22 protein-coding genes and 1 tRNA gene are annotated in these 20961 nt (G+C 62.4%); 11 read left to right on the top strand and 12 right to left on the bottom strand.

Annotation, left to right across the window (positions count from 1 at the left end; genetic code table 11):
* Positions 1 to 49: 49 nt before the first annotated feature.
* Positions 50 to 649, bottom strand: a complete 600-nt coding sequence (locus H6M51_RS15275; protein WP_185810676.1) for a LysE/ArgO family amino acid transporter — start codon at positions 647 to 649, stop codon at positions 50 to 52.
* Positions 650 to 738: 89 nt separating this feature from the next.
* On the opposite strand from H6M51_RS15275, the gene H6M51_RS15270 reads away from it, so the two are divergent.
* Positions 739 to 1641 carry a LysR family transcriptional regulator ArgP gene (locus tag H6M51_RS15270; RefSeq protein ID WP_185810675.1) on the top strand — a complete coding sequence of 301 codons (903 nt, stop codon included), beginning with the start codon at positions 739 to 741 and terminating at the stop codon, positions 1639 to 1641.
* A 75-nt stretch (positions 1642 to 1716) separates the two neighbouring features.
* On the top strand, positions 1717 to 2097 hold the full coding sequence (locus H6M51_RS15265; protein WP_185810674.1) for a nuclear transport factor 2 family protein: 381 nt from the start codon (positions 1717 to 1719) through the stop codon (positions 2095 to 2097).
* Between the two features lie 11 nt (positions 2098 to 2108).
* Here H6M51_RS15265 and H6M51_RS15260 read toward each other — a convergent pair whose 3' ends face one another.
* Positions 2109 to 2570, bottom strand: a complete 462-nt coding sequence (locus H6M51_RS15260) for a heme-degrading domain-containing protein (RefSeq protein WP_185810673.1) — start codon at positions 2568 to 2570, stop codon at positions 2109 to 2111.
* A 103-nt stretch (positions 2571 to 2673) separates the two neighbouring features.
* Between H6M51_RS15260 and H6M51_RS15255 the strand changes: the two genes are divergently transcribed.
* From H6M51_RS15255 to H6M51_RS15230, 6 genes are all read left to right on the top strand, one after another.
* The gene (locus H6M51_RS15255) at positions 2674 to 3090 is read left to right on the top strand and encodes a secondary thiamine-phosphate synthase enzyme YjbQ (RefSeq protein WP_185810672.1); all 417 of its coding nucleotides are present in this window, start codon (positions 2674 to 2676) and stop codon (positions 3088 to 3090) included.
* A 154-nt stretch (positions 3091 to 3244) separates the two neighbouring features.
* The gene (locus H6M51_RS15250; protein ID WP_407073591.1) at positions 3245 to 3613 is read left to right on the top strand and encodes a hypothetical protein; all 369 of its coding nucleotides are present in this window, start codon (positions 3245 to 3247) and stop codon (positions 3611 to 3613) included.
* Positions 3614 to 3878: 265 nt separating this feature from the next.
* Positions 3879 to 4025: a hypothetical protein gene (locus H6M51_RS15245; protein ID WP_185810671.1), complete on the top strand. Its 147-nt coding sequence runs from the start codon at positions 3879 to 3881 to the stop codon at positions 4023 to 4025.
* On the top strand, positions 4022 to 4324 hold the full coding sequence (locus tag H6M51_RS15240) for a hypothetical protein (protein WP_185810670.1): 303 nt from the start codon (positions 4022 to 4024) through the stop codon (positions 4322 to 4324). The genes H6M51_RS15245 and H6M51_RS15240 overlap by 4 nt, the downstream gene beginning before the upstream one ends.
* Before the next feature lie 27 nt (positions 4325 to 4351).
* Entirely contained in the window at positions 4352 to 4672 is a 321-nt protein-coding gene (locus H6M51_RS15235) for an ATPase inhibitor subunit zeta (RefSeq protein ID WP_185810669.1), read from the top strand.
* Positions 4673 to 4785: 113 nt separating this feature from the next.
* On the top strand, positions 4786 to 5157 hold the full coding sequence (locus H6M51_RS15230) for a hypothetical protein (protein WP_185810668.1): 372 nt from the start codon (positions 4786 to 4788) through the stop codon (positions 5155 to 5157).
* A 20-nt stretch (positions 5158 to 5177) separates the two neighbouring features.
* Here H6M51_RS15230 and H6M51_RS15225 read toward each other — a convergent pair.
* Positions 5178 to 5253: transfer RNA gene (locus H6M51_RS15225), tRNA-Ile, on the bottom strand.
* Between the two features lie 193 nt (positions 5254 to 5446).
* On the opposite strand from H6M51_RS15225, the gene H6M51_RS15220 reads away from it, so the two are divergent.
* Positions 5447 to 6190 (top strand): SIMPL domain-containing protein, encoded by a 744-nt coding sequence (locus H6M51_RS15220; protein ID WP_185810667.1) that lies wholly within the window; start codon positions 5447 to 5449, stop codon positions 6188 to 6190.
* A 74-nt stretch (positions 6191 to 6264) separates the two neighbouring features.
* Here the strand turns inward: H6M51_RS15220 and H6M51_RS15215 are convergent, their stop codons facing one another.
* Entirely contained in the window at positions 6265 to 7521 is a 1257-nt protein-coding gene (locus H6M51_RS15215; RefSeq protein ID WP_185810666.1) for an AGE family epimerase/isomerase, read from the bottom strand.
* A 158-nt stretch (positions 7522 to 7679) separates the two neighbouring features.
* Between H6M51_RS15215 and metH the strand changes: the two genes are divergently transcribed.
* Entirely contained in the window at positions 7680 to 11435 is a 3756-nt protein-coding gene (gene metH / locus H6M51_RS15210) for a methionine synthase (RefSeq protein WP_185810665.1), read from the top strand.
* A gap of 249 nt (positions 11436 to 11684) precedes the next feature.
* Here metH and H6M51_RS15205 read toward each other — a convergent pair whose 3' ends face one another.
* From H6M51_RS15205 to H6M51_RS15170, 8 genes are all read right to left on the bottom strand, one after another.
* The gene (locus H6M51_RS15205) at positions 11685 to 12554 is read right to left on the bottom strand and encodes a hypothetical protein (protein WP_185810664.1); all 870 of its coding nucleotides are present in this window, start codon (positions 12552 to 12554) and stop codon (positions 11685 to 11687) included.
* A gap of 66 nt (positions 12555 to 12620) precedes the next feature.
* Positions 12621 to 13778, bottom strand: a complete 1158-nt coding sequence (locus H6M51_RS15200) for a PotD/PotF family extracellular solute-binding protein (protein WP_185810663.1) — start codon at positions 13776 to 13778, stop codon at positions 12621 to 12623.
* Between the two features lie 101 nt (positions 13779 to 13879).
* Positions 13880 to 14923 carry a zinc-dependent alcohol dehydrogenase family protein gene (locus H6M51_RS15195; protein ID WP_185810662.1) on the bottom strand — a complete coding sequence of 348 codons (1044 nt, stop codon included), beginning with the start codon at positions 14921 to 14923 and terminating at the stop codon, positions 13880 to 13882.
* Between the two features lie 73 nt (positions 14924 to 14996).
* Positions 14997 to 16049, bottom strand: coding sequence for an ABC transporter ATP-binding protein (locus H6M51_RS15190; protein ID WP_185810661.1), 1053 nt, complete (start codon positions 16047 to 16049; stop codon positions 14997 to 14999).
* A 12-nt stretch (positions 16050 to 16061) separates the two neighbouring features.
* Positions 16062 to 16844, bottom strand: coding sequence for an iron ABC transporter permease (locus tag H6M51_RS15185; RefSeq protein WP_185810660.1), 783 nt, complete (start codon positions 16842 to 16844; stop codon positions 16062 to 16064).
* Positions 16841 to 17731, bottom strand: a complete 891-nt coding sequence (locus H6M51_RS15180; protein ID WP_185810659.1) for an ABC transporter permease subunit — start codon at positions 17729 to 17731, stop codon at positions 16841 to 16843. Before H6M51_RS15180 ends, H6M51_RS15185 begins: the two co-directional genes overlap by 4 nt.
* A gap of 98 nt (positions 17732 to 17829) precedes the next feature.
* Positions 17830 to 18906 carry an ABC transporter substrate-binding protein gene (locus H6M51_RS15175; RefSeq protein WP_185810842.1) on the bottom strand — a complete coding sequence of 359 codons (1077 nt, stop codon included), beginning with the start codon at positions 18904 to 18906 and terminating at the stop codon, positions 17830 to 17832.
* A 174-nt stretch (positions 18907 to 19080) separates the two neighbouring features.
* Positions 19081 to 19950 carry a MurR/RpiR family transcriptional regulator gene (locus tag H6M51_RS15170; protein ID WP_407073590.1) on the bottom strand — a complete coding sequence of 290 codons (870 nt, stop codon included), beginning with the start codon at positions 19948 to 19950 and terminating at the stop codon, positions 19081 to 19083.
* Between the two features lie 183 nt (positions 19951 to 20133).
* Between H6M51_RS15170 and H6M51_RS15165 the strand changes: the two genes are divergently transcribed.
* Positions 20134 to 20904, top strand: coding sequence for an N-formylglutamate amidohydrolase (locus H6M51_RS15165; protein WP_185810657.1), 771 nt, complete (start codon positions 20134 to 20136; stop codon positions 20902 to 20904).
* Positions 20905 to 20961 lie beyond the last annotated feature (57 nt).

Genomic DNA, 20961 nt, shown 5'->3' with positions numbered 1-20961 from the left:
GCCCCAGACCCAAGGGCTGCAGGCCGTAGAGGTGTAGGCGGGGTGTGAGTCAGACCAGCAGCTTGATGGCGATCGCGGCCATGACGACGGCAATCACCCCATCGAGCACGCGCCAGGCGATCGCCCTGGCAAACAGGGGGGCGAGCAGACGGGCGCCGTAGCCCAGGGCAAAGAAGAAACAGAAGGATGCGGTCATGGCGCCGAGGGCAAAGGCGATCTCGTGACCGGCATAGCGGGTCGATATGGATCCCAGCAGCACGACGGTGTCGAGATAGACATGCGGGTTGAGCCAGGTGAAGGCGAGACATGTCAGGAAGGCAACACGCAGGCTCCCGGTATCCGCACCGTCTGCCCTGAGACTGTTGCCGCCGGTCCAGGCCGAGTGGAGGCTGCGTAGTGCATAGGCCATCAGAAAGGCCGCGCCCCCGTAGCGCATGACCGGTTCGAGCCAGTCGAGGCGCGAAAGGACCGTGGCAAAGCCGGCGACCCCGAGCGCAATCAGGATTGCATCTGAAATGGCGCAGGTCAGCACCAGCGGCAGAACATGCTCGCGCCTGAGGCCCTGGCGCAGGATGAAGGCGTTCTGTGCGCCGATGGCGACGATCAGGCTCAGTCCGAGAAGAAATCCGGCGGTGGCGGCGGTGTACATATGGGGCACTCCAGGTGAATGCCGCTTTGACTAAGTCCAGAACGTTAATTAGGAAAGGTAATAAATCTGATTGGAGATAAGCCACTCTAATGTTTGATCCTGCCCAGCTTGCCGCCCTTTCGGCTGTTCTCAGAACCGGCAGCTTTGATCGGGCTGCGCAACTCCTGCATGTCACACAATCGGCGGTTTCCCAGCGTTTGCGGCAGCTCGAGGAGCAGGTCGGCACATCGCTTGTCGTCCGGTCGCAGCCGTGCCGGGCCACCGAGGCGGGGGAACGGCTCTTCCGTCATGCGGAGGAGGTACGGCTGCTGGAGCAGGGCGTGCGCCGGGATCTCGGGTTGACGTCGACGGGCGTCGAGGAAAGCGGCGGCTGGCCAAGCCTGAGGATTGCCGTCAATGCCGACAGTCTGGCGACGTGGTTCCTGCCGGCCATGGCTGAGGTCGGCGGCGTCTTGTTCGACCTTGTGATCGACGATCAGGATCATAGTGCGGACTGGCTGAAGCGCGGCGAGGTCCGGGCGGCCGTCAGCGGGTCGGCCAAGCCGGTCCAGGGATGTGATTGCCGCCCGCTCGGTGCGCTCCGCTATCTGGCAACCGCGAGTCCCGACTTCATCCTCCGCTGGTTCGGCGACGAACCGGTGACGGCCGGGCGCCTGGCACAGGTGCCGGTCATCACCTTCAATGCCAAGGATCGTCTGCAGACTCGCTGGGCCGAGCAGACGCTCGGTGTCCCGACGACCGGCCCGTCCCATTGGCTGCCCTCAAGCCATGCCTTTGTCGACGCGGCCGTCGCCGGTCTCGGTTGGGGCATGAACCCGGAAAAGCTTGCGGAAGCTGCGCTCGCCGATGGGCGGCTGCAGGAGCTGGTTGCGGGAAAACCGCTCGATGTGCCCCTCTACTGGCATGTCAGCCGCTCGGTGGTGGATGCGTTGAGGCCCTTGACCGATGCCGTCATCAAGGCCGCCCGTGACGCACTTCGCCCCCTTGGATGATCCACCCTCTGCGATGGCCGCATCTTGTCGCGGACGATTGCTTGCCTATGTTGAAAACAAAGAGGGAGAAGATCCATGTCTTTGGAAGATCAGACACTTGCCGCACTCGACGCCTTCAACCGTCATGACTTCGACGCTCTGCTGCCGATGTTCGAGGACGAGGCGGTGCTGGATCTGCCGGACGGTATCCGGGTGATCGGCCATGCCTCCTTCCGGGATACGCTCGCCGCCTATGTGCTGCGACACGGCATCTCGATATCCGACCACGTCGTGATGATCGACAAGGCTGGTTTTCGCGTGGCGGTCGAATGCACGCTCAATGGCTCAGATCGTCGTGATGCCGATGGTGGGGATGCGGGAGACGAGGGGCCTTACGCGCTGCCCGCAGTCATCGTGTTCGAGCGCGAGGAGGCGCTTTTCTCGCGCCTTAGCCTCTATGCCGGAACGCGCCCCTGAGCGGCAGCGAATCAGTGCGTGCCGAGATAGGCTTCGAGAACCGTGACGATCATCGCGTGGTCTTCCTCCGATTTCAGACCGGAGACGGTGATTGCGGCGATGACGCCGGTGCCTTCGACCCGCACGGGGAAGCTGCCGCCATGATCGGCATAGTCCAGCGGGTCGAGACCGATTTCCGGCGAGACGCTGCGGCCACGGGCGCGATTGAGTTCTCCGACCCTCAGTGAGGCCTTGTGCATGCGCAGGGTGACATTGCTCTTGCGGCGTGCCCAATGATCATTGTCGGGCGAGGCGCCGGGCAGGGCGACGTGAAAGAGCGTACGGTCCGAGGTCCTGATATCGATGACCACGGGTGCCTTCTGCGAGAGTGCCAGATCAACCAGCCGCTGGCCGACCTCGAGCGCGACGCGTTCATCGAAGCTCTTGAAGACGAGCAGGGTTTCCTGTCTCTCGATGGTTTCGATCAGGCTCATCGCTTGTGGTCCTCCCTTGGCTGGCCGGAGACTACAGAGGCCTGTCCGGATAGGCTAGGGCTATGGAGGCGTTCTCCCCGGCGAAGCATGAAAGGTGTTGTTGATGGCGATGCTGCGACTGACGATCTCCACCCGGGGGCAGGGGCTCTACGAGTTTACCGAGGCCGTCCGCTCATTTATACGGAATGGGAGCGTCGAAGAGGGCGTGATGACGGTCTTCGTGCGTCATACCTCCTGCTCTCTCCTCATCCAGGAAAATGCCGATCCCTCTGTGCAGGCAGACCTGAAGGCCTTCTTCCATCGCCTCGTGCCGCCGACCTCGGATCCCTCCATGCAGTGGATCAGCCATCGTGACGAGGGACCGGACGACATGCCCGCCCACATCAAGGCAGCGCTGTTGCCCGTATCCCTGTCGGTTCCCTTTACCGGGCGCCGGCTCCTGCTCGGAACCTGGCAGGGAATTTATCTCTTCGAGCACCGCGACAGCCCGCATCACCGGGAAGTCGTCCTGCATGTCTGAGTCATGACCGCGGTTTATTCGGCAAAGTGAATATTGCCTGAATGGTCGATTCGGCCTGCATTCAGCCGGAGGATCCTAGTCTCTTCTCAATCGCCGGTGACGGCGGGATGGAAACAAAGGCGCCAGGAAACGCGCCGGTTCGAGGAGAGAGACAATGATCGGCATGCTTCGCAAAATCGGTCTTGCAGCCATGGTTTCGGTTATGGCGACGGCCGGCCTTGCCGGCAGCGCATCCGCCGACAGCTTCGGTTGGGGTGTCTATATCGAAGGTCCGCGCCATGGCGGTGCTGGGTGGGATCGGCCCGGCCATCGTCCCGGTTGGGATCGCCCCGGTGGGGATCGGCCGCATCGCGGTGAATGCCGTCCGCACCACGCCGTGGAAAAGGCGCGCTGGAACGGCTTGCGCCGTGCCTTCGTCGCGGACGTGACGCCGCGTCGTGTGGTTGTAGCCGGCGTCCGCCATGGCGGTCGCGACCGGATGGTCTTTGCCAATGTTCGCGGCTGCCCGGTCATCCGCTACTGACACCTTGGCTGCGGCGCTGACCGGCTTTCGTCCGCACGCTTGAGCCTTGATCGCCCGTCGCCCGGGCCATGCAACACGGGGCCAAACAAGACCCCGGCTGCATGGCCCGCATTTTTCATATCGCTCTTTGCCGATGCCTTGAAGCCGCCAGAATCGCTCCCCATATGGCGATCAACCCGCTGGTCCGGGCCCCTCTGGCAAGAGCCGCCGGCGCTCTTGCGATGTCGGACCGTTTCGACACCGCTGCCGGTCCAAGGACCAGTTGATGAAACGCCACCATTCCATCCTGATATCGCCCGGTCGCTTCCCGGGCCATGACGCTGCGGGCTTTGCGCCCGGAATGCCCAAGCCCCGCATCAACATTCGACGCAGCGACGCGGTCGATCGCGCGCGGCAGGAGGTGATCCGATGATCGGGGAGTGGATCGCAGCGCTGTTCGCCGCCTTTGTCGTCGAGCCCATCGAAGCCGATGTTCGACAGCGACTGGAAGAGATGCAGGCTCCCGTGCAGGTCGTCTCGCAGGCAGGAGATTGCCTTGGCACCACCGGACCTGCGCTGCTCGACAGGGCGAGTGGTGATCTCTGGTGGGCTGGAACCACAGCCATATCCGTCGCGACCGGCCTGACAAGCCCGGCCGAACTGCTCGATGCGAACAACCCCGCCTGTGCGCCGATTGCGAGCTACCTTGTTTCGGCAGAAACGGAAGCCTGATTGATGATCAACGAGGAAGATCAACCCATGCCCCTGACCATTGTCCAGACCGGAGCCTCTTCGCCCCATCCGCATGAGGAGGACGGGCTCGGCAGCATCCGTGCGCGCCGCAACCTTCTCGCCGGCTACTGGGCAGGCTCGCTGATCGGCTTTGCCGGCGATGATCTCGGCCGCTACGCCCGCGACCTGCATGCCGTCGACCATGTGGTTGCCGGTGACGGCGATGTGATCGCCCGTCTGTCGCGCGATCTTGCCACGGCCGGCCACAAGTTTACCAAGGCGGATATCGAGGCGGCGCTTCGCCGTTTCCATGCCCAGGCGCTGAAGGACACTGGCTGCACCGAATAAGCAGCCGGAACTCTTCCTCCATTTAGTCAGAGCTCCGATCTTGCGTTGTGTCTGGCGCAAGACGCGCTACACTCCATGGGTCACCATGGACAGGCTTTGGGAGGAGCAAATCGATGAGACGCATGTGGCCGGAGGAGTTCAACTCGTTGCTCGATGGTGCAGAGGAGGTCACTCTGACCAGTCCCGCACGCACCCGTGAAGACGGCTCGCCCAGCGAAGCCATCCGTCGCCAAGCCCTGAAGGTACGCCTGACCCAGGCCGATTTCGAGCGCATCTGGCCCCTTGCCGAAGCACGCTACCGCCTGCAGGGCGCCCATGCCGGCAAGGCGATTACGCTGATCGTCAACAATCCGCATTACAGCCCCTGGCACCCGGCCGACGGCGGCACGGAGGAGAGCGTTGCCGACAGCGGCCGCAGCTATTCCACCCGCTATGTGGTTGCGCATTTCCTGCTCGACGATGTCCGCGAGACGGTGGATGCGTGAACGCGGATTGATATGGGGAGTGGTGGGCCCGGAGGGACTCGAACCCCCAACCAAGCGGTTATGAGCCGCCGGCTCTAACCATTGAGCTACAGGCCCAGCCCGGCGCGATGCCGTCGGGCGGGCAATGGTTTCCCCGCACCGGTCACGGGCTCTAACGCAATTTCCGATAGGGGACAAGTCTCTGCCGCATTGGCTTCACAATCACACGTCATCACAGAAGCCGGAAGGGCATTGCGCCGGGTGAGACGAAGAGGTCCGCCGGCGCTGCGGGACACAAGGAAACACTTTCATGCTGAAATTCACACGCGGCCTCCTCGTTGCAACGGCGCTTTCGGGTTCCGTGCTCACGGCCGGTTTTATTGCGCCGGCGCTGGCTGCCGAGACGGAGCGCCGCGAGGCGACGATCATCGTGTCGGGCGAGGGCGAGGCGACCGTTGCGCCCGATATGGCCGTCATTTCGCTGGCCGTTGTTCGTGATGCCGAGACGGCTGCCGAGGCACTGTCTGCCAACAGTGCGGCCATGAGCGAGGTGCTCGCTGCTCTCAAGGAACAGGGGATTGCCGAGAAGGACCTGCAGACCACGGATTTCTCCATCCAGCCGAAATACAAGCAGGAAACCCGAACCGATGGCACCTATGAGGCGCCCGTGATCGTCGGCTATACGGTGAGCAACGGGCTGACCGTCCGGGTCCGCGACCTTTCCCAGCTCGGCTCGATCATCGACCAGTCGGTCAAGCTCGGCGTCAACCAGGGTGGTGGAATCTCGTTCACCAACGACGATCCGGAAGCGACTATCGAGGCTGCGCGCAAGCAGGCCGTGGAAAAGGCCGCTGCCAAGGCCAAGACGCTGACGGACGCCGCCGGCGTCAAGCTCGGCCGGGTGGTCGAGATCTCCGAGAATTTCGCCCGTCCGATGCCGCAAGTCTATGCGGCAGCGCCGATGGCGAAGATGGCGGATGAGTCGGTGCCGATCGCATCCGGCGAAAACCTCTATTCGGTGACCGTCAACATCACCTATGCGATCGAGCAGTAAGCGCCGATTGCAATCCTGAAATAGAGAAAGGGCCGGTCTTCCGGCCCTTTTGCATTTGCTGATTTTGTCGATGCTTAGACGTCGAGCGGGTGCTCCGCGATCATCTTCGTCAGGCTGCCATTGGCCGGGAAGAGCGGGATGAGGCAGGCCTGGAGCGCGTGGTAGATATCGCCCTTGCCGGGGAAGAGGCTGTTCGACGGCTTGCCGTCCTCGGTCAGTTCCTCGAACCAGCCGCCGTGTTCCCGGTCGAGATTGTTGTTCGCGATATAGTTCCAGATCTTGCGGTAGCTTTCCTCGTGGAAGTCGCTTTCCTGGTGCTGGTTGAGGAAATGGGCGGCGGCTGCGCCTTCGCAAAGCGGCCACCAGAGTTTCGAGCGCTTGTCGGGGGCGTTTGCCCAGTCGAGCGTGTAGAAGAAGCCGCCCTTGTGCTTGTCCCAGCCGAGCGCCATCGACTGGAAGAAGAGGCCGCGCGCGGCTTCCGGCATCCAGTCGTGGCTCTTTCCGCCGAGCACCCAGAGCTGCAGGATGAGGCGGGCCCATTCAAGCCAGTGGCCGGGCGTGGTGCCGGCCGGGCGGAACATTTCGTTCGGATGGTAGTAATTCCGGTCTACGCCCCAATTCTCATCGAAATGCTCGGCGACACGGAAGGCTTCTTCGCGGGCGCGGCGGTTGATGATCAGGTCGGCGATGCGCTCGGCCTTGGTGAGGTAATGCCGCTCGCCTGATACCTCGAAAGCGGCCATCAGGCTTTCGGTCAGGTGCATGTTGGAGTTCTGGCCGCGATAGCCGGGGACCGGCTGCCATTCGGCAGAGAATTCCTCGGCGATCGCGCCGTGGCTCTCTTCCCAGAACTTCTCTTCGATCACCTCTGTGATGTCGGCCAGCATGGCGTCTGCCAGCGGATGGCCGGCGCATTTGGCCGAAGAGGCTGCCAGCAGGACGAAGGCGTGGCCATAACCTTGTTTCGAGTCGTCGGCAGCGCCGGTATCATTCGCCTGCCAGAAATAGCCGCCGTTTTTCTCATCGCGATGGCGCTCCCAGAGGTAACGCATGCCGTGATCGACGATATCGGCAGAGCCCGGGCGGCCGAGCAGGTGGCCGATGGCATAGCAATGCACCATGCGGGCGCTGGCATGAATGCCGCGGGCGGGGTTGTCGAGGCTGAGCGGCTTGCCGTCGCGCGACAGATCGTAGAAGCCGCCCTTCGGGTTTATCGCCGGGCCTTGGAAGAAATCGAACAGGTCGTCGGCCTGTGCCAGCAGCCATTTGCGATGATAGGGGCGGGTGCTCCAGGGGCTTAATGGCGATTGCTGTGATTGATTTTCCGACATTTCTTCCTCCCTGGCTGCATCGTTGCAGCTTCTATAGCCGATCGGCTTCCTCGCTGCCACCGCCTGTCTCCGGCGACGCACAGCTGCATCGCATGTTGACATAAACATGTCTTTATGTGATTTGGCGGATGTCGCAGACACAATAGGAGACTTCGCAGATGCTCGATTCACTGTTCGGCCGTGACGGTGCTGCCCGGGACGGAGCGGAGATCCTGAAAGCGCTGCAACAGGCGGCGCGCGAACGTATCCTGATCCTCGACGGCGCCATGGGCACCGAAATCCAGGGGCTCGGGCTTACCGAAGAGGATTTCCGCGGCGAGCGTTTCCTCGGCTGCGCCTGTCATCAGCAGGGCAATAACGACCTTCTGATCCTCACCCAGCCCAACGCCATCGAGGACATCCATTTCCGCTATGCGATGGCGGGGGCGGATATTCTCGAGACCAATACCTTTTCGTCGACCCGCATCGCCCAGGCGGATTACGAGATGGAAGGGGCGGTCTATGACCTCAACCGCCATGGCGCCGAACTCGTGCGCCGGGCAGCCTGGCGGGCGGAGCGCGAGGATGGCAAGCGCCGTTTCGTGGCGGGTGCCATCGGACCGACCAACCGAACGGCCTCCATCTCGCCAGATGTCAACAATCCGGGCTACCGCGCCGTCTCCTTCGACGATCTGCGTCTTGCCTATGGCGAGCAGATCGACGGCTTGATCGATGGCGGCGCCGACATCATCCTGATCGAGACGATCTTCGATACGCTGAATGCCAAGGCGGCGATCTTGGCCTGCGAAGAGCGTTTCCTCGCCAAGGGTATTCGCCTGCCGGTGATGATCTCTGGCACCATCACCGACCTTTCCGGCCGTACGCTGTCGGGCCAGACGCCGACGGCGTTCTGGAATTCCGTCCGCCATGCCAAGCCCTTTGCGGTGGGCCTCAACTGCGCGCTCGGGGCAGATGCCATGCGCCCGCATCTGCAGGAATTGTCCGGTGTCGCCGACACCTTCATCTCGGCCTATCCGAATGCCGGCCTGCCGAACGAATTCGGTCGCTATGACCAGAGCCCGGAAGAGATGGCATCACTTGTTGCCGGTTTTGCCGAAGAGGGGATCGTCAACGTTGTCGGCGGCTGCTGCGGCTCGACGCCCGCGCATATCGCGGCCATTGCCGAGGCCGTGAAGGGCAAAGCGTCGCGTCAGCCTGTGGAGCATCGGCCCTTCATGTCCCTGTCGGGGCTCGAGCCGTTCGAACTCACCAAGGACATTCCCTTCGTCAATGTCGGCGAACGCACCAATGTCACCGGCTCGGCCAAGTTCCGCAAGCTGATCACGGCGGGCGATTACACGGCAGCACTCGCCGTTGCCCGCGACCAGGTGGAGAACGGCGCGCAGATCATCGACATCAACATGGACGAGGGCCTGATCGATTCCGAAAAGGCCATGGTCGAATTTCTGAACCTGATCGCTGCCGAGCCCGACATCGCCAAGGTGCCGGTCATGATCGACTCGTCGAAGTTTCCGATCATCGAAGCCGGCCTCAAATGCGTGCAGGGCAAGGCCGTGGTGAACTCGATCTCGCTGAAGGAAGGCGAGGAGAATTTCATCGCGCAGGCGAAGCTCATCCGCAATTATGGTGCAGCAGTCGTCGTCATGGCCTTTGACGAGAAGGGCCAGGCGGATACCTATGAGCGCAAGGTGGAGATCTGCCGCCGTGCCTATCGCATCCTGACGGAAGAGGCGGGCTTTGCGCCTGAAGACATCATCTTCGATCCCAATATCTTTGCGGTCGCGACGGGCATCGAGGAACACGACAATTACGGCGTCGACTTCATCGAGGCGACACGGACGATCCGGCAAGAAATGCCCCTGGTGCATGTCTCCGGCGGTGTCTCGAACCTCTCCTTCTCCTTCCGCGGCAACGAGCCGGTGCGGGAAGCCATGCACGCGGTCTTCCTCTACCACGCCATCCAGGCAGGCATGGACATGGGCATCGTCAATGCGGGGCAGTTGGCGGTCTATGAGAGCATCGATCCGGATCTGCGCGAGGCCTGCGAAGACGTGGTGCTGAACCGCCGCAAGGACGGTACCGAGCGGCTGCTGGAGATCGCCGAGCGCTATCGCGGCACCGGCGAGGCCAAGACCCGGACGCAGGACATGAGCTGGCGCGAATGGCCGGTCGAAAAGCGGCTCGAACATGCGCTGGTCAATGGGATCACCGAATTCATCGATGTTGATACGGAAGAGGCGCGGCAACAGGCCGAGCGGCCTCTGCATGTCATCGAGGGGCCGCTGATGGCCGGGATGAATGTCGTCGGCGACCTCTTCGGGGCGGGCAAGATGTTCCTGCCGCAGGTGGTGAAATCGGCGCGGGTGATGAAGCAGGCGGTGGCCGTGCTGCTGCCCTATATGGAAGAGGAAAAGCGGGCGAACGGCGGCACCGGCGAGCGGCAGGCGGCTGGCAAGGTGCTGATGGCGACCGTCAAGGGCGATGTGCACGACATCGGCAAGAACATCGTCGGTGTCGTGCTGGCCTGCAACAATTACGAGATCATCGATCTCGGCGTCATGGTGCCGGCCACCAAGATCCTCGAAGTGGCGAAAGCGGAGAATGTCGATGTCATCGGCCTGTCCGGCCTGATCACGCCGTCATTGGACGAGATGGTGCATGTGGCCTCCGAAATGCAGCGTCAGGGTTTTAACATTCCGCTCCTGATCGGCGGCGCGACGACGAGCCGGGTGCATACCGCTGTGAAGATCCATCCGCAGTACAGAGCGGGGCAGGCTGTCTATGTCACCGATGCCAGCCGCGCCGTCGGCGTCGTCTCGTCCTTGCTCGCGGAGGATGGCAACGAGACCTATGTCGATGGCATCCGCGCCGAATATGCCAAGGTCGCCGAAGCCCATGCGCGGGCGGAAGCAGAGAAGCAGCGCCTGCCGCTAGCATCGGCGCGGGAGAATGCCGTCAAGCTCGACTGGAGGAGCTATAAGCCGACGAAGCCTGCTTTCACCGGTACGAAGGTGTTCGAGGAATATGATCTGGCCGAGCTTGCCCGCTATATCGACTGGACGCCCTTCTTCCAGACCTGGGAGCTGAAGGGGCGTTTTCCGGCTATTCTGGACGACGAGAAGCAGGGCGAGGCGGCCCGGCAGCTTTATGCCGATGCGCAGGCCATGCTCAAGAAGATCATCACGGAGAACTGGTTCCGTCCACGTGCCGTGATCGGCTTCTGGCCGGCCAATGCCGTGGGTGACGACATCCGGCTGTTCACGGACGACAGCCGCCGTGAAGAACTCGCGACCTTCTTCACGCTGCGCCAGCAGATCGCCAAGCGTGAGGGAAGGGCCAATGTCGCGCTCAGCGATTTCGTAGCGCCTCTGGAGACCGGTGTTCCGGATTATGTCGGCGGCTTCGTCGTAACAGCGGGTATCGAAGAGGTGGCGATTGCCGAGCGCTTCGAGCGGGCCAATGACGACTACTCGTCGATCCTGGTCAAGGCGCTGGCCGACCGTTTCGCCGAAGCCTTTGCCGAGCGCATGCATGAGCGGGTGCGCCGGGAATTCTGGGGCTATGCGCCGGACGAGGCCTTCACGCCCGAGGAGCTGATCGCGGAAACCTATGGCGGTATCCGTCCGGCGCCCGGCTATCCGGCGCAACCCGACCATACGGAAAAGGTCACGCTGTTCTCGCTGCTCGACGCCACCAAGGCGACCGGCGTGACGCTGACGGAAAGCTATGCCATGTGGCCGGGCTCGTCCGTGTCCGGTCTCTATATCGGCCACCCCGACAGCTACTATTTCGGCGTGGCCAAGGTCGAGCGAGACCAGGTCGAGGACTATGCAGCGCGCAAGGGCATGGATGTGCGGGAGGTCGAGCGCTGGCTGGGGCCGGTGTTGAATTATGTTCCGAAGGCTGACGTCTAAAGATTGGATTGCCCCTCATCCCCCTGCCGGGACCTTCTCCCCGTGAACGGGGAGAAGGGGGCAAAACGCCGGCCGCACTGGCCTTCCCCCCGCCTGCGGGGAGAAGGTGTCGGCAGGCGGATGAGGGGCTGCCGCTAGGGTAGCCGCTGGTGCCGAGAACCCGGCGTTTGCCTCATCCAGCGCGCGAACACGCTCACAAACCGATTCCAAATTCGGCGATAATGTATTGAGGCGGATTCCTAATTGCCTTTACGCCTCAAGCCTCAGCAGGATGGCTGTCGTGTCGTCGCTCTGTTTGTAGCGCGGATATTTCAACCCATCCGGGTCGACCTCTCGCTCCATGTGGCGAAGCTCCGTGACCAGTGACTTCAGCCCGGCGGTTGCTGCCCGCTGGATCAGCACCGCTGCGTCGTAGAGCTTGTAGAGGGCGACTAGGTCGGCCAGCCCGTCGGAGCAGAGGATGGCGGTTGCGCCGCCGCCGTATATGGCCACGTCGACCATGGCGAGGTGATCGGCGGCTTCGGGGACAACGCCGAAGGTCCAGGTGGCGCCCCCGGGCGTGTTCTGTCGCGCGCGTCCCTCTCGCAGGTTTGCCAGGGTTTCCGGATCACTGGTTGCTATGTTGGCCGCTCCTATGCCGCCGAGGCGGGCAATGTGCTTGGCAGCCTGATGCTGTTCCCATTCATAGGCGCCGGGGATCGGGATGACGAAGTCGGCGCGTCCGTCGTCATGCAGGATATACATGCAGCTGTCGCCAAGGCCGAACCAGCGGAAGCCGGATGCCGTTGTCTGGAGGGCCGTCAGGCTGCAGAGCGGCCAGGCGTAGCGCGGCTGGTCGCCGGCTGTGGCGATGAAGGTGTTGCGGGCCTCTTGCGAGACCGTTCTCAGGACCGTTTTCGGGTCAGCGGTTCTGTCCAGACGTTCGGCAAAGCGGATCGCAGCGAATTCGGCGATCCAGGCGGCGTCGGAGCCGTAGCCGTCCATGAACTGGCGGTCGCCGAGGCCCGTTGCTCCGTCAATCACGAAGGCCGCGTTTCGATTGTAGCCGAGGCGATCCTCGTTGGGGCGGTCCGGCTTGCCAGGATCGGAAATGGTGTCGATGATGGAAATCTGCGGCATGGGAAACCTTGCTGAGGAGCGCGACAGAGGGGCGCAGTCCGTGCCTAGCACTTCCCATCGGATGCGTCAGCCGCGGGCCGCGCGAAAGCGGTTCATAATCGCCGCGCGAGTCGGATCGATCATCATCGCAGCCAGACCGAATTCGAGCGGCCCGAGGCTGGCTTCGTCCGGGTAGGCGATTTCGTTGCTTAGGATTTCCTCGGGCAACAGCGCCCGGACGCGGCTGTCAGTTGCTGTGCCCCCATGGACGAGGTGCTCGCGGGCGGCGATCTTGGGGTCGAGCAGATGGTTGACGAGCGCGTAGGCGCCCGACTTGTTGTGGGCCTTGGCGGAAATCGCGTAGTAGTCGGTCCAGATCTCGCCGCCATCGGTCGCGATCCGGTAGGTGATTTCCGGCATGTCCCGCTGCATCTGCAGTGCATCGTTGCTCCAGCACATCGTCATCCATGCCTCGCCCGTGCGCATAGCCGGCTGATAATCGCTGTCGACGGCCAGCAGATGTGGTCGAACCTGCATCAATAGCTCTTCCGCCTTGGTCAGTTCGCCGGGGTCGAGCGAGTTGAAGTCGAAGCCGAGAGCGACCAGTGCGCTGCCGATTGCGGTGAGCTGGTAGTCATGCACGATCGCCCGTCCCGAGGCTTCGTCCATCGCCCGGTCGAAGAAATCCCGCCAGGTCTCGACCGGGTCCAGTTCTCTGGTATTGCAGGCGATCCCGCTTGTGCCGGCATTCTTCGGGACCGCATAGGTGGCGCTTCCCATCATGCCGGGTTTCACGTAGCGGTCAGTCTGGACTGAAAGATCGAAATTCGGAATGCGTCCGAGGTCGAGTGGCTCCAGCATGCCTCGATCAACATAGGTGGCGATGGCATACTGCGTCGGAATGATGATGTCCCATGTGCGGCCGCTTTCCAGCGCCTTCAGCGTCCCCTCATTCGAGCCGATGATGGACACCTCGACCTCTACGCCGTGTTTCGCAGTGAAGTCCTCAAAGGTCTGGGGATCATGATAGTTCGGCCAGGTCGCGAGCGAAACCTTCTTGCCCAGCGTCGATTGGGATGCAGCCGCAAAACTGGGCCGACCCGCTCCGCCAAGAAGCAGGCCGGCGGCGGCAAGGCCGGTGACCGCCAGGAAATGCCTCCGCGTCACCGATCCGCGCTTCAGCCGCATGAACTCGGCCATGAAGCCCTCGGCGTCCATTTCCGCTGGTTTCGTCTGCTTGCCCATCGCGGTTCCCGATCCGTTTCCGGTTTCGTGCAGACGAATTTCAGCACAGGAGCGTTAACGCTATCCCACCAGCGAGCGGAATTCGGCGGGATCGGCGTCCATCAGACCATCCTGTCGATAATGCTGATGCCGTTCTCCCGGAAACTATCCATCGTGGCGAGCGCCGGAGCTGCTTCCGTCAGCGTGATGCGGCGGCCGATCAGGCGGTCGGGCGAGAGCTTGCCGGAGAGGATCATGCGCAGCATGGCGTCGTAGCGCCAGGACTGCATGCCGTGGCTGCCATAAATTTCGAGCTCATGGGCAATCACACGGGCCATCGGTATCGCCGGGGTCGCGTGATCGGCCAGCATCAGGCCGACCTGGACGTGGCGGCCCCGACGGCGCAGGTTGAGGATCGAGTTGCAGCAGGTCTGCGGATGACCAAGCGCATCGACGGAGACGTGGGCGCCGCCGCTCGTCACCTCGCGCACGGCTTCCGAGACATCGGCGACCGAGCGGCTGTCGATGGTGACGGACGCGCCGAGCGCCTTTGCAAGTGCGAGTTTGTCTTCAGCGATGTCGATGGCCACGACATTCGCGCCAAGGGCCGCGCCGATCATGATGGCCGAGAGGCCGACGCCGCCACAGCCATGGACGGCGAGCCACTCACCACCCTGGAGACGGCCTTGGTCGACGACGGCGCGGAAGGAGGTGGCGAAGCGGCAACCAAGGCTCGCCGCCGTCTCGTAGCTGATTTCTTCCGGGAGATGCACGAGGTTCTGGTCGGCATAGTCGATCGCGACATATTCGGCGAAAGAGCCCCAATGGGTGAAGCCGGGCTGGAACTGTTCTTCGCAGACCTGCTGGTTGCCGGAGCGGCATTCCATGCAATGGCCGCAGCCGGAGACGAAGGGGACGGTGACGCGGTCGCCGACCTTGAAGCGGCGGACATCGCGGCCAACGGCCGCAATCGTGCCAGCCAATTCGTGGCCGGGAACGTGGGGGAGGCGGATGTCGGGGTCGTGGCCCATCCAGCCATGCCAGTCGCTGCGGCAAAGACCGGTCGCCTGGACGGAGATGATGACGCCACCATTGGTCGGCGTCGGATCGGGCAGGGTCCGGATTTCCGGTGCCGCTCCGAACTGCTCGTAATACATGGCGCGCATGGGGCCTCCTCCTGAAGAAAATGCCGCCCTCACGGACGGCATTCGATAGTCTTGTCCGGTGATGTGGTGTGCCTCAGTTGGCCAGCACGATCAAGGCCGAGGGGTCGATCTTGACGCCGACAGTGTCGCCGACGACAGGCGGCCTGCTACCCGGGTCGTTGAAGGTGTCGAAGGAGAGTGTCTTGCCGCCGACATCGATGCGGGTGCGGATGACCGAGCCCAAGAACTGGCTGGAGGTGACATTGCCCTCAACCGTCGCCTCATCCGCAGCTGCAAGCGTTCCTGCTTCCGGGCGCATCGCAAGCTGGATAGTCGAGCCATTGGCCGCCGGGATCGTCTCCTTGATCGCCAGCGTTTTGCCGCCGATCTTCACGATGCCGGCGCCCTGATCGGTCACGACGGCGTCGAGCACGTTGAGCGTGCCGACGAATGAGGCGACGAAGCGGGTGGTCGGGCGGTTGTAGATCTCGAATGGCGTGCCGATCTGATCGGCCTTGCCGGCATTCATGACGACGATGCGGTCGGAGATCGACAGCGCCTCTTCCTGGTCATGGGTGACAAAGACCGTGGTGATGCCGAGCTGCTGCTGGATGTGGCGAATCTCTTCGCGCAAGGAGACGCGGATCTTGGCGTCAAGCGCCGAGAGCGGCTCGTCGAGTAGAAGGACCTGCGGCTTCGGTGCCAGCGCGCGGGCAAGTGCGACGCGCTGCTGCTGGCCGCCCGACAGCTGGTAAGGGTAGCGCTCCGCAAGATGATCGAGATGGATCAGCGCCAGCATTTCCTTCACGCGCTTGTCGATGTCGGCCTTGGGCTGGCCTGCGATCTTCAGGCCGAAGGCCACATTGTCGAAGACGTTCATGTTGGGAAACAGCGCGTAGGCCTGGAAGACCATGCCGATGTTGCGCTGGTTCGGCTTCAGGTTCGTCTGGTCCTTGCCGGCAATTTCGATCGTGCCGCCGGACGGCGTCTCGAAGCCTGCGATCATGCGCAGTACCGTGGTCTTGCCGCAGCCGGAGGGCCCGAGGAAGGAGATGAATTCGCCCTTTTCGATCGCCATGTTGAAGTCGTGAACGACCTGGGTGGCGCCGAAGGATTTCTTGAGATGAGAGAGGGTCAGGAAGGTCATGAAAAGAATTCCTCAGGCCTGGCGAGGGGCTGTTTTCTGGAGGCGGGAGACAAGCTGGATCAGACCGAGGCAGCCCCAGGTGATGCCGAAGGCAATGACCGCAAGGGCGGCGGGTTCATAGGCCCTGTTGGCGCCGAGCAGCTGCATGAAGGGTCCGAATGCCGGCTTGTTGAGCAGGGCCGCCATGGTGAATTCACCGATGACGATCGCAAAGGTCAGGAAGGCGCCCGAGAGCACGGCCACCAGTACGTTTGGCAGGATGATCTTGGAGATGATCGTGAACCAGCCGGCACCGAGGCTCTGGGCAGCCTCCGTCAGCGTGCCGATGTCGATGGTGCGAAGGCCCGTGTCGACAGCGCGATACATATAGGGCAGAGCAAGCGTCGCATAGCCGAACATCAGCAGAATATCCGTGCCGAAGGCCGAACCCGTCAGCGGCAGCCAGCTCGATGTGTTGTAGAGCCGGATATAGCCGAAGACGATGACGATCGCGGGAATGACCAGCGGCAGGAGCGTGACGAATTCGATATAGGGCCTGAGCCACGGCAGTTTGAGGCGCACCCAGTAGGCGGTTGGAACGACCAGAAAGATGCCGAAGAGGATGGTGACCAGCGCCATCGTGACCGAATAGGTGAAAGTTTCTTGGAAACGCGGATCGGTCAGCACCTTGGCATAGGCATCGAAGGAGTATTCCCCACGCCGCATTTTCAGGGAGAAGTTGGTCATGCCGATCAGCGGCAAGAAGAAATAGAGGAGGCCGAAGATCAGGGCCCCCCAGGCCCAAAAGCGCTTCATTTCAGCCACCTTTCGCTGCGGGCGCGCAGCCAGATATAGAGAGCATTGGCCACACCGGTGACGACGATCATGCCGAAGGCGAGCGCGTAGCCGAGATGGGGATCACCCAGCACATCGCCGCGGATCTGGGCGAAAAGCAGGATCGGAACGATATTCAGCGACGAGCCCGTCAGGGCGATCGCGGTTGCGACGGCGCCGAAGGCGTTTGCAAAGAGAAGTGCCATGGTGCCGAGGATCGAGGGCAACAGGATCGGGAAGGCGACGAGGCGCCAGTATTGCGCATTGGTCGCACCAAGGATCGATGCCGCTTCACGCCACTCGCGTTTCAGGCCGTCGAGCGCCGGCGTGATGATGAGGATCATCAGCGGGATCTGGAAGAAGAGATAGGTGACCGTGAGCCCCCAGAAGGACAGAAGATTGAAGCCGAGCAGGCGCAGATCGATGCCGAGCTGGGTCTTCAGAAAGACGGTCAGCATGCCGACGGGGCCGAGCGTCGCAAGGAAGGCGAAGGCCAGCGGCACGCCGGCGAAGTTGGAAGCAACGCCCGAGAAGGTGAGGAGCGGGCCGCGGATCCACTGCGGCAGGCCACCGAGGACAACGGCAGCCGCTACGCCAAAACCGATCAGGCAGCCCAGAATGGCCGAGGCGAGGCTGATCTTGATGGAGATCCAGTAGGCCGCCATGATCGAAGGCGTAAAGAGACCGCCGATGTTGTCGAGCGTGAAGGAACCGTCCGGCCGCTGAAAGGCGCCGATGACGATCTTCATGGTCGGCAGGATCAAGAAGAGAATCACAAAGGCTGCGAAAGGCACGACGCCCAGCCAGTGAAGTGGAAGTTTCGTTCGTGGCCGCGCCTGATGGCCCGGACTCACCGCCTCTGTCGACATTCGATCTGCCCCTCTGTCCGCGTTTCGACGGATCTTCTTAAAATGCGAGCGCCGCCCCGACCTTAGAAAAGATCGGGGCGGCACATCAAGGTCTCGACTTACTGAACGTTGGCGCCGACGACGCTGTCCCAGCCGCCGACAACGGCAGCCTTGTTGGCGTCGACTTCTTCGAGCGTCGGGAAGTAGGCCTTTTCGTAGGATTCAGCCGGCGGCAGCTTGTCGATCAGGTCCTGCGGAACCTTGCCGGCCTTGACCATGGCGTTGAAGCGGGCCGGGTGGCAGTAGCCCTTCAGCCAGCCGAGCTGACCTTCGTCCGAGTAGAGGTGCTCCATCCACAGCTTTGCTGCGTTCGGATGCGGGGCGTAAGCGGAGATGCCCTGCACGTAGACGCCGGCCAGGATGCCCTTTTCCGGAACGACGACTTCGACCGGCGGATTGCCGGCAAGCGTGTCACGGGCCGAAAGCGCGTTGTAGTCCCACATGACGACGATCGGGGTCGCGCCCTGGGCGAGCGTGCCGGACTTGCCGATGACCGGAACGAAGTTGCCGGCCTTGTTGAGTTCGGCGAAGTACTTCAGACCGGCTTCGCCAGCGTCCTTGCCAGCGGCTGCACCCGTTGCCATGCCAGCGGCGAGAACGCCGAGGATGGCCTGGTTGGAGGCGCGCGGGTCGCCGGCGAGAGCAACCTGACCGGCATATTCCGGCTTCAGGAGGTCAGCCCAGTCCTTCGGTGTGTTGGCAACCAGGTCCTTGTTCACCAGGAAGGACATGACGCCGTAGTAGTCGCCGTACCAGTAGCCTTCGGCGTCCTTGATGTTATCCGGGATTTCGTCCCAGGTGGAGACCTTGTAGGGCTGCAGCAGGCCTTCGGCCTTCATCTGCGGACCGAAAGCGAGACCAACGTCGACGACGTCAGGAGCCTGCGGGCCCTTGTTGTCCTTGTTTGCCTTGATGGCTTCGACTTCGTCGGCCGAACCGGCATCCGGGTTCAGTTCGTTGACGGTGATTTCCGGATACTTCTTCTTGAAGGCAGCGATGACTTCGCCGTAACCGCACCAGTCGTGGGGGAGGGCGATCGTGGTCAGCATGCCTTCCTTCTTGGCAGCTTCGATGAGCTCGGCACTCGGCTCGGCAACGGCAACGGCCGAGGTCGCCATGACCAGGGCGGTCGTCATCGACAGGATCTTGCGGAAATTGTTCACTGTATTTCTCCTCTGAGGTTGGCAGCGATGCGGTTCACTTAGGTGCGCTGTGTTATCGTTATATGACGGTCGGCGAGTTCGACGGCTTCTGTTTGCAACCGCCGCTCCCTGCTTTCTAATCCTATCCTCCCTATCGGCGTTAAATGCTCATCGGGGTCTCCGGAACAGGCGGGCCTGTTCGAAGAGCCCCTCCAGGGTATTGATGCGCTCGCGCGTCTCGTCCCAGGACGAACTCTGCACGGCTTCGATCAATGCCTCAACGACGAACAACGTCACCACGGAACTATCCCAGGCCGAAGGTGCCTCGATGTGCAGCTTGAAACAATGCCGGGCATATTGTGCCACCGGAGACATCCACTGGTCCGTGAAGACGATGATCTCGACGCCATTGGTGCGCGCGACTTCCGCCAAAGTCGTCAGGTCGGCCTCGTAGCGTCTGATATCGAAGATCACCAGAACATCGCCGGCCTGCATGTTGAGCACGTGTTGCGGCCAGGAACTGGCATTCGAGGACATCAGCGTCGTACGCGGACGTATCACCTGCATATGGGTGAAGAAGTATTCGGCCAGAGCCCCCGTGATGCGACCGCCGACGAAATAAAGGCTGCGGTCACGATCACCCAGCAAACGGGCTGCATCATCGAATGTGGCCGTTCGCAGCTCTCCGAGGGAATTGCGCAGGTTGGCCATGACCGCCTCGGCGAAGCGGTTGAGAATATGGCGGTTGGGCGCGTTGGTGGCCCAACGATCGTGCTTGGCAATCGGGTTCGAGATCGTTGCCTCGAGCTCCTGGTGGAGATGCGCCTGGAATTCGGGATAACCCTTGTAGCCGAGCTTCTGAACCATGCGTGCGACAGTTGGCGTCGACACACCCGCATTTTCGGCAACGGTGGTTATGCTGCCCAATCCGGAGACCGGGTAGTTCTGCAGCAGGCTCTCGGCCAGCTGCCGCTCGGCACGCGTCAGCCCATCGAAATGGGCATGGATCACGTCCGACACCGTCGTGGACGCATTCATCAAGGACCGATTGACTCCCCTCAAGCCGATCTGTCGCCGGCTTTTTCAGGATTAAGCCTCGCTGTCACAATTGAGTCAATCTCTCTTTGAAGAGAAATTTTCAGTGGCGGATTGACAGACGCTTAACCGTGAAGAATTCTCTTCGGAAAGAGCAGGGGCAAACGAGCCCGGGGGAATTTCAGCATGCTTTTGAGGTCGGGGATCCTGACAGCATCGGATGGTGAAGCTGTTGCATTGGAGAATGCAACAGGGGCCAGCGGCGTTGTGCTTGTATGCGAGCATGCCTCCGCCGTGCTGCCGGCCGCTGCCGGAGATCTGGGCCTCTCGGCGGAAGCGCTTTCCAGCCACATCGCATGGGATCCCGGTGCTCTGGCCATCGCCCGCCGCCTCTCGGCTGCGCTGGACGGGGTGCTGGTTCACCAGCGCTTTTCCCGGCTGATCTACGACTGCAACCGTCCCCCGGAATCGCCTGCCGCCATGCCGGAGAAGAGCGAGATCTACGACATCCCTGGGAACCGGGACCTGGCGCCGGCGGAGCGTTACGCGCGGACGGCTGCCCTTTACATTCCGTTTCACGATCGCGTTTCGGCCGAGGTTTCCAGGATCGCCGGGGAGGGGCGCAAGCCCGTCGTCGTGACCATCCATACCTTCACGCCCGTCTATTTCGGCAAGCCGCGGGAGGTTGAGATCGGCATTCTGCACGACACCGACAGCCGTCTGGCGGATGCGATGCTGGAGGCCGCCGCCGTCGGTCCCTATCGCGTCGACCGAAACTCGCCTTACGGGCCCGAAGATGGCGTGACGCATACGCTGCGCCTCCATGCGCTGCCGCTTGGTCTGGCCAATGTCATGATCGAGGTTCGCAACGACCTCGTGCGCGACGAAGCGGGCGTCGAGGCTGTCTCCGGCTATCTCGCGGACTTGATTTCAGGAGCGCTCGAAAGGGTCGCATAACTATTCGAAACGCTGGGCAAACCACATATCAAAGAGGGAACGGATGCCGGCATACGA

The sequence above is a fragment of the Rhizobium sp. AQ_MP genome (assembly GCF_014237835.1).
In the GTDB taxonomy this organism is placed as follows: Bacteria; Pseudomonadota; Alphaproteobacteria; order Rhizobiales; family Rhizobiaceae; genus Allorhizobium.
The sequence above is the reverse complement of the archived record's forward strand: the minus strand, read 5'-3'. Positions and strand labels throughout refer to the sequence as shown.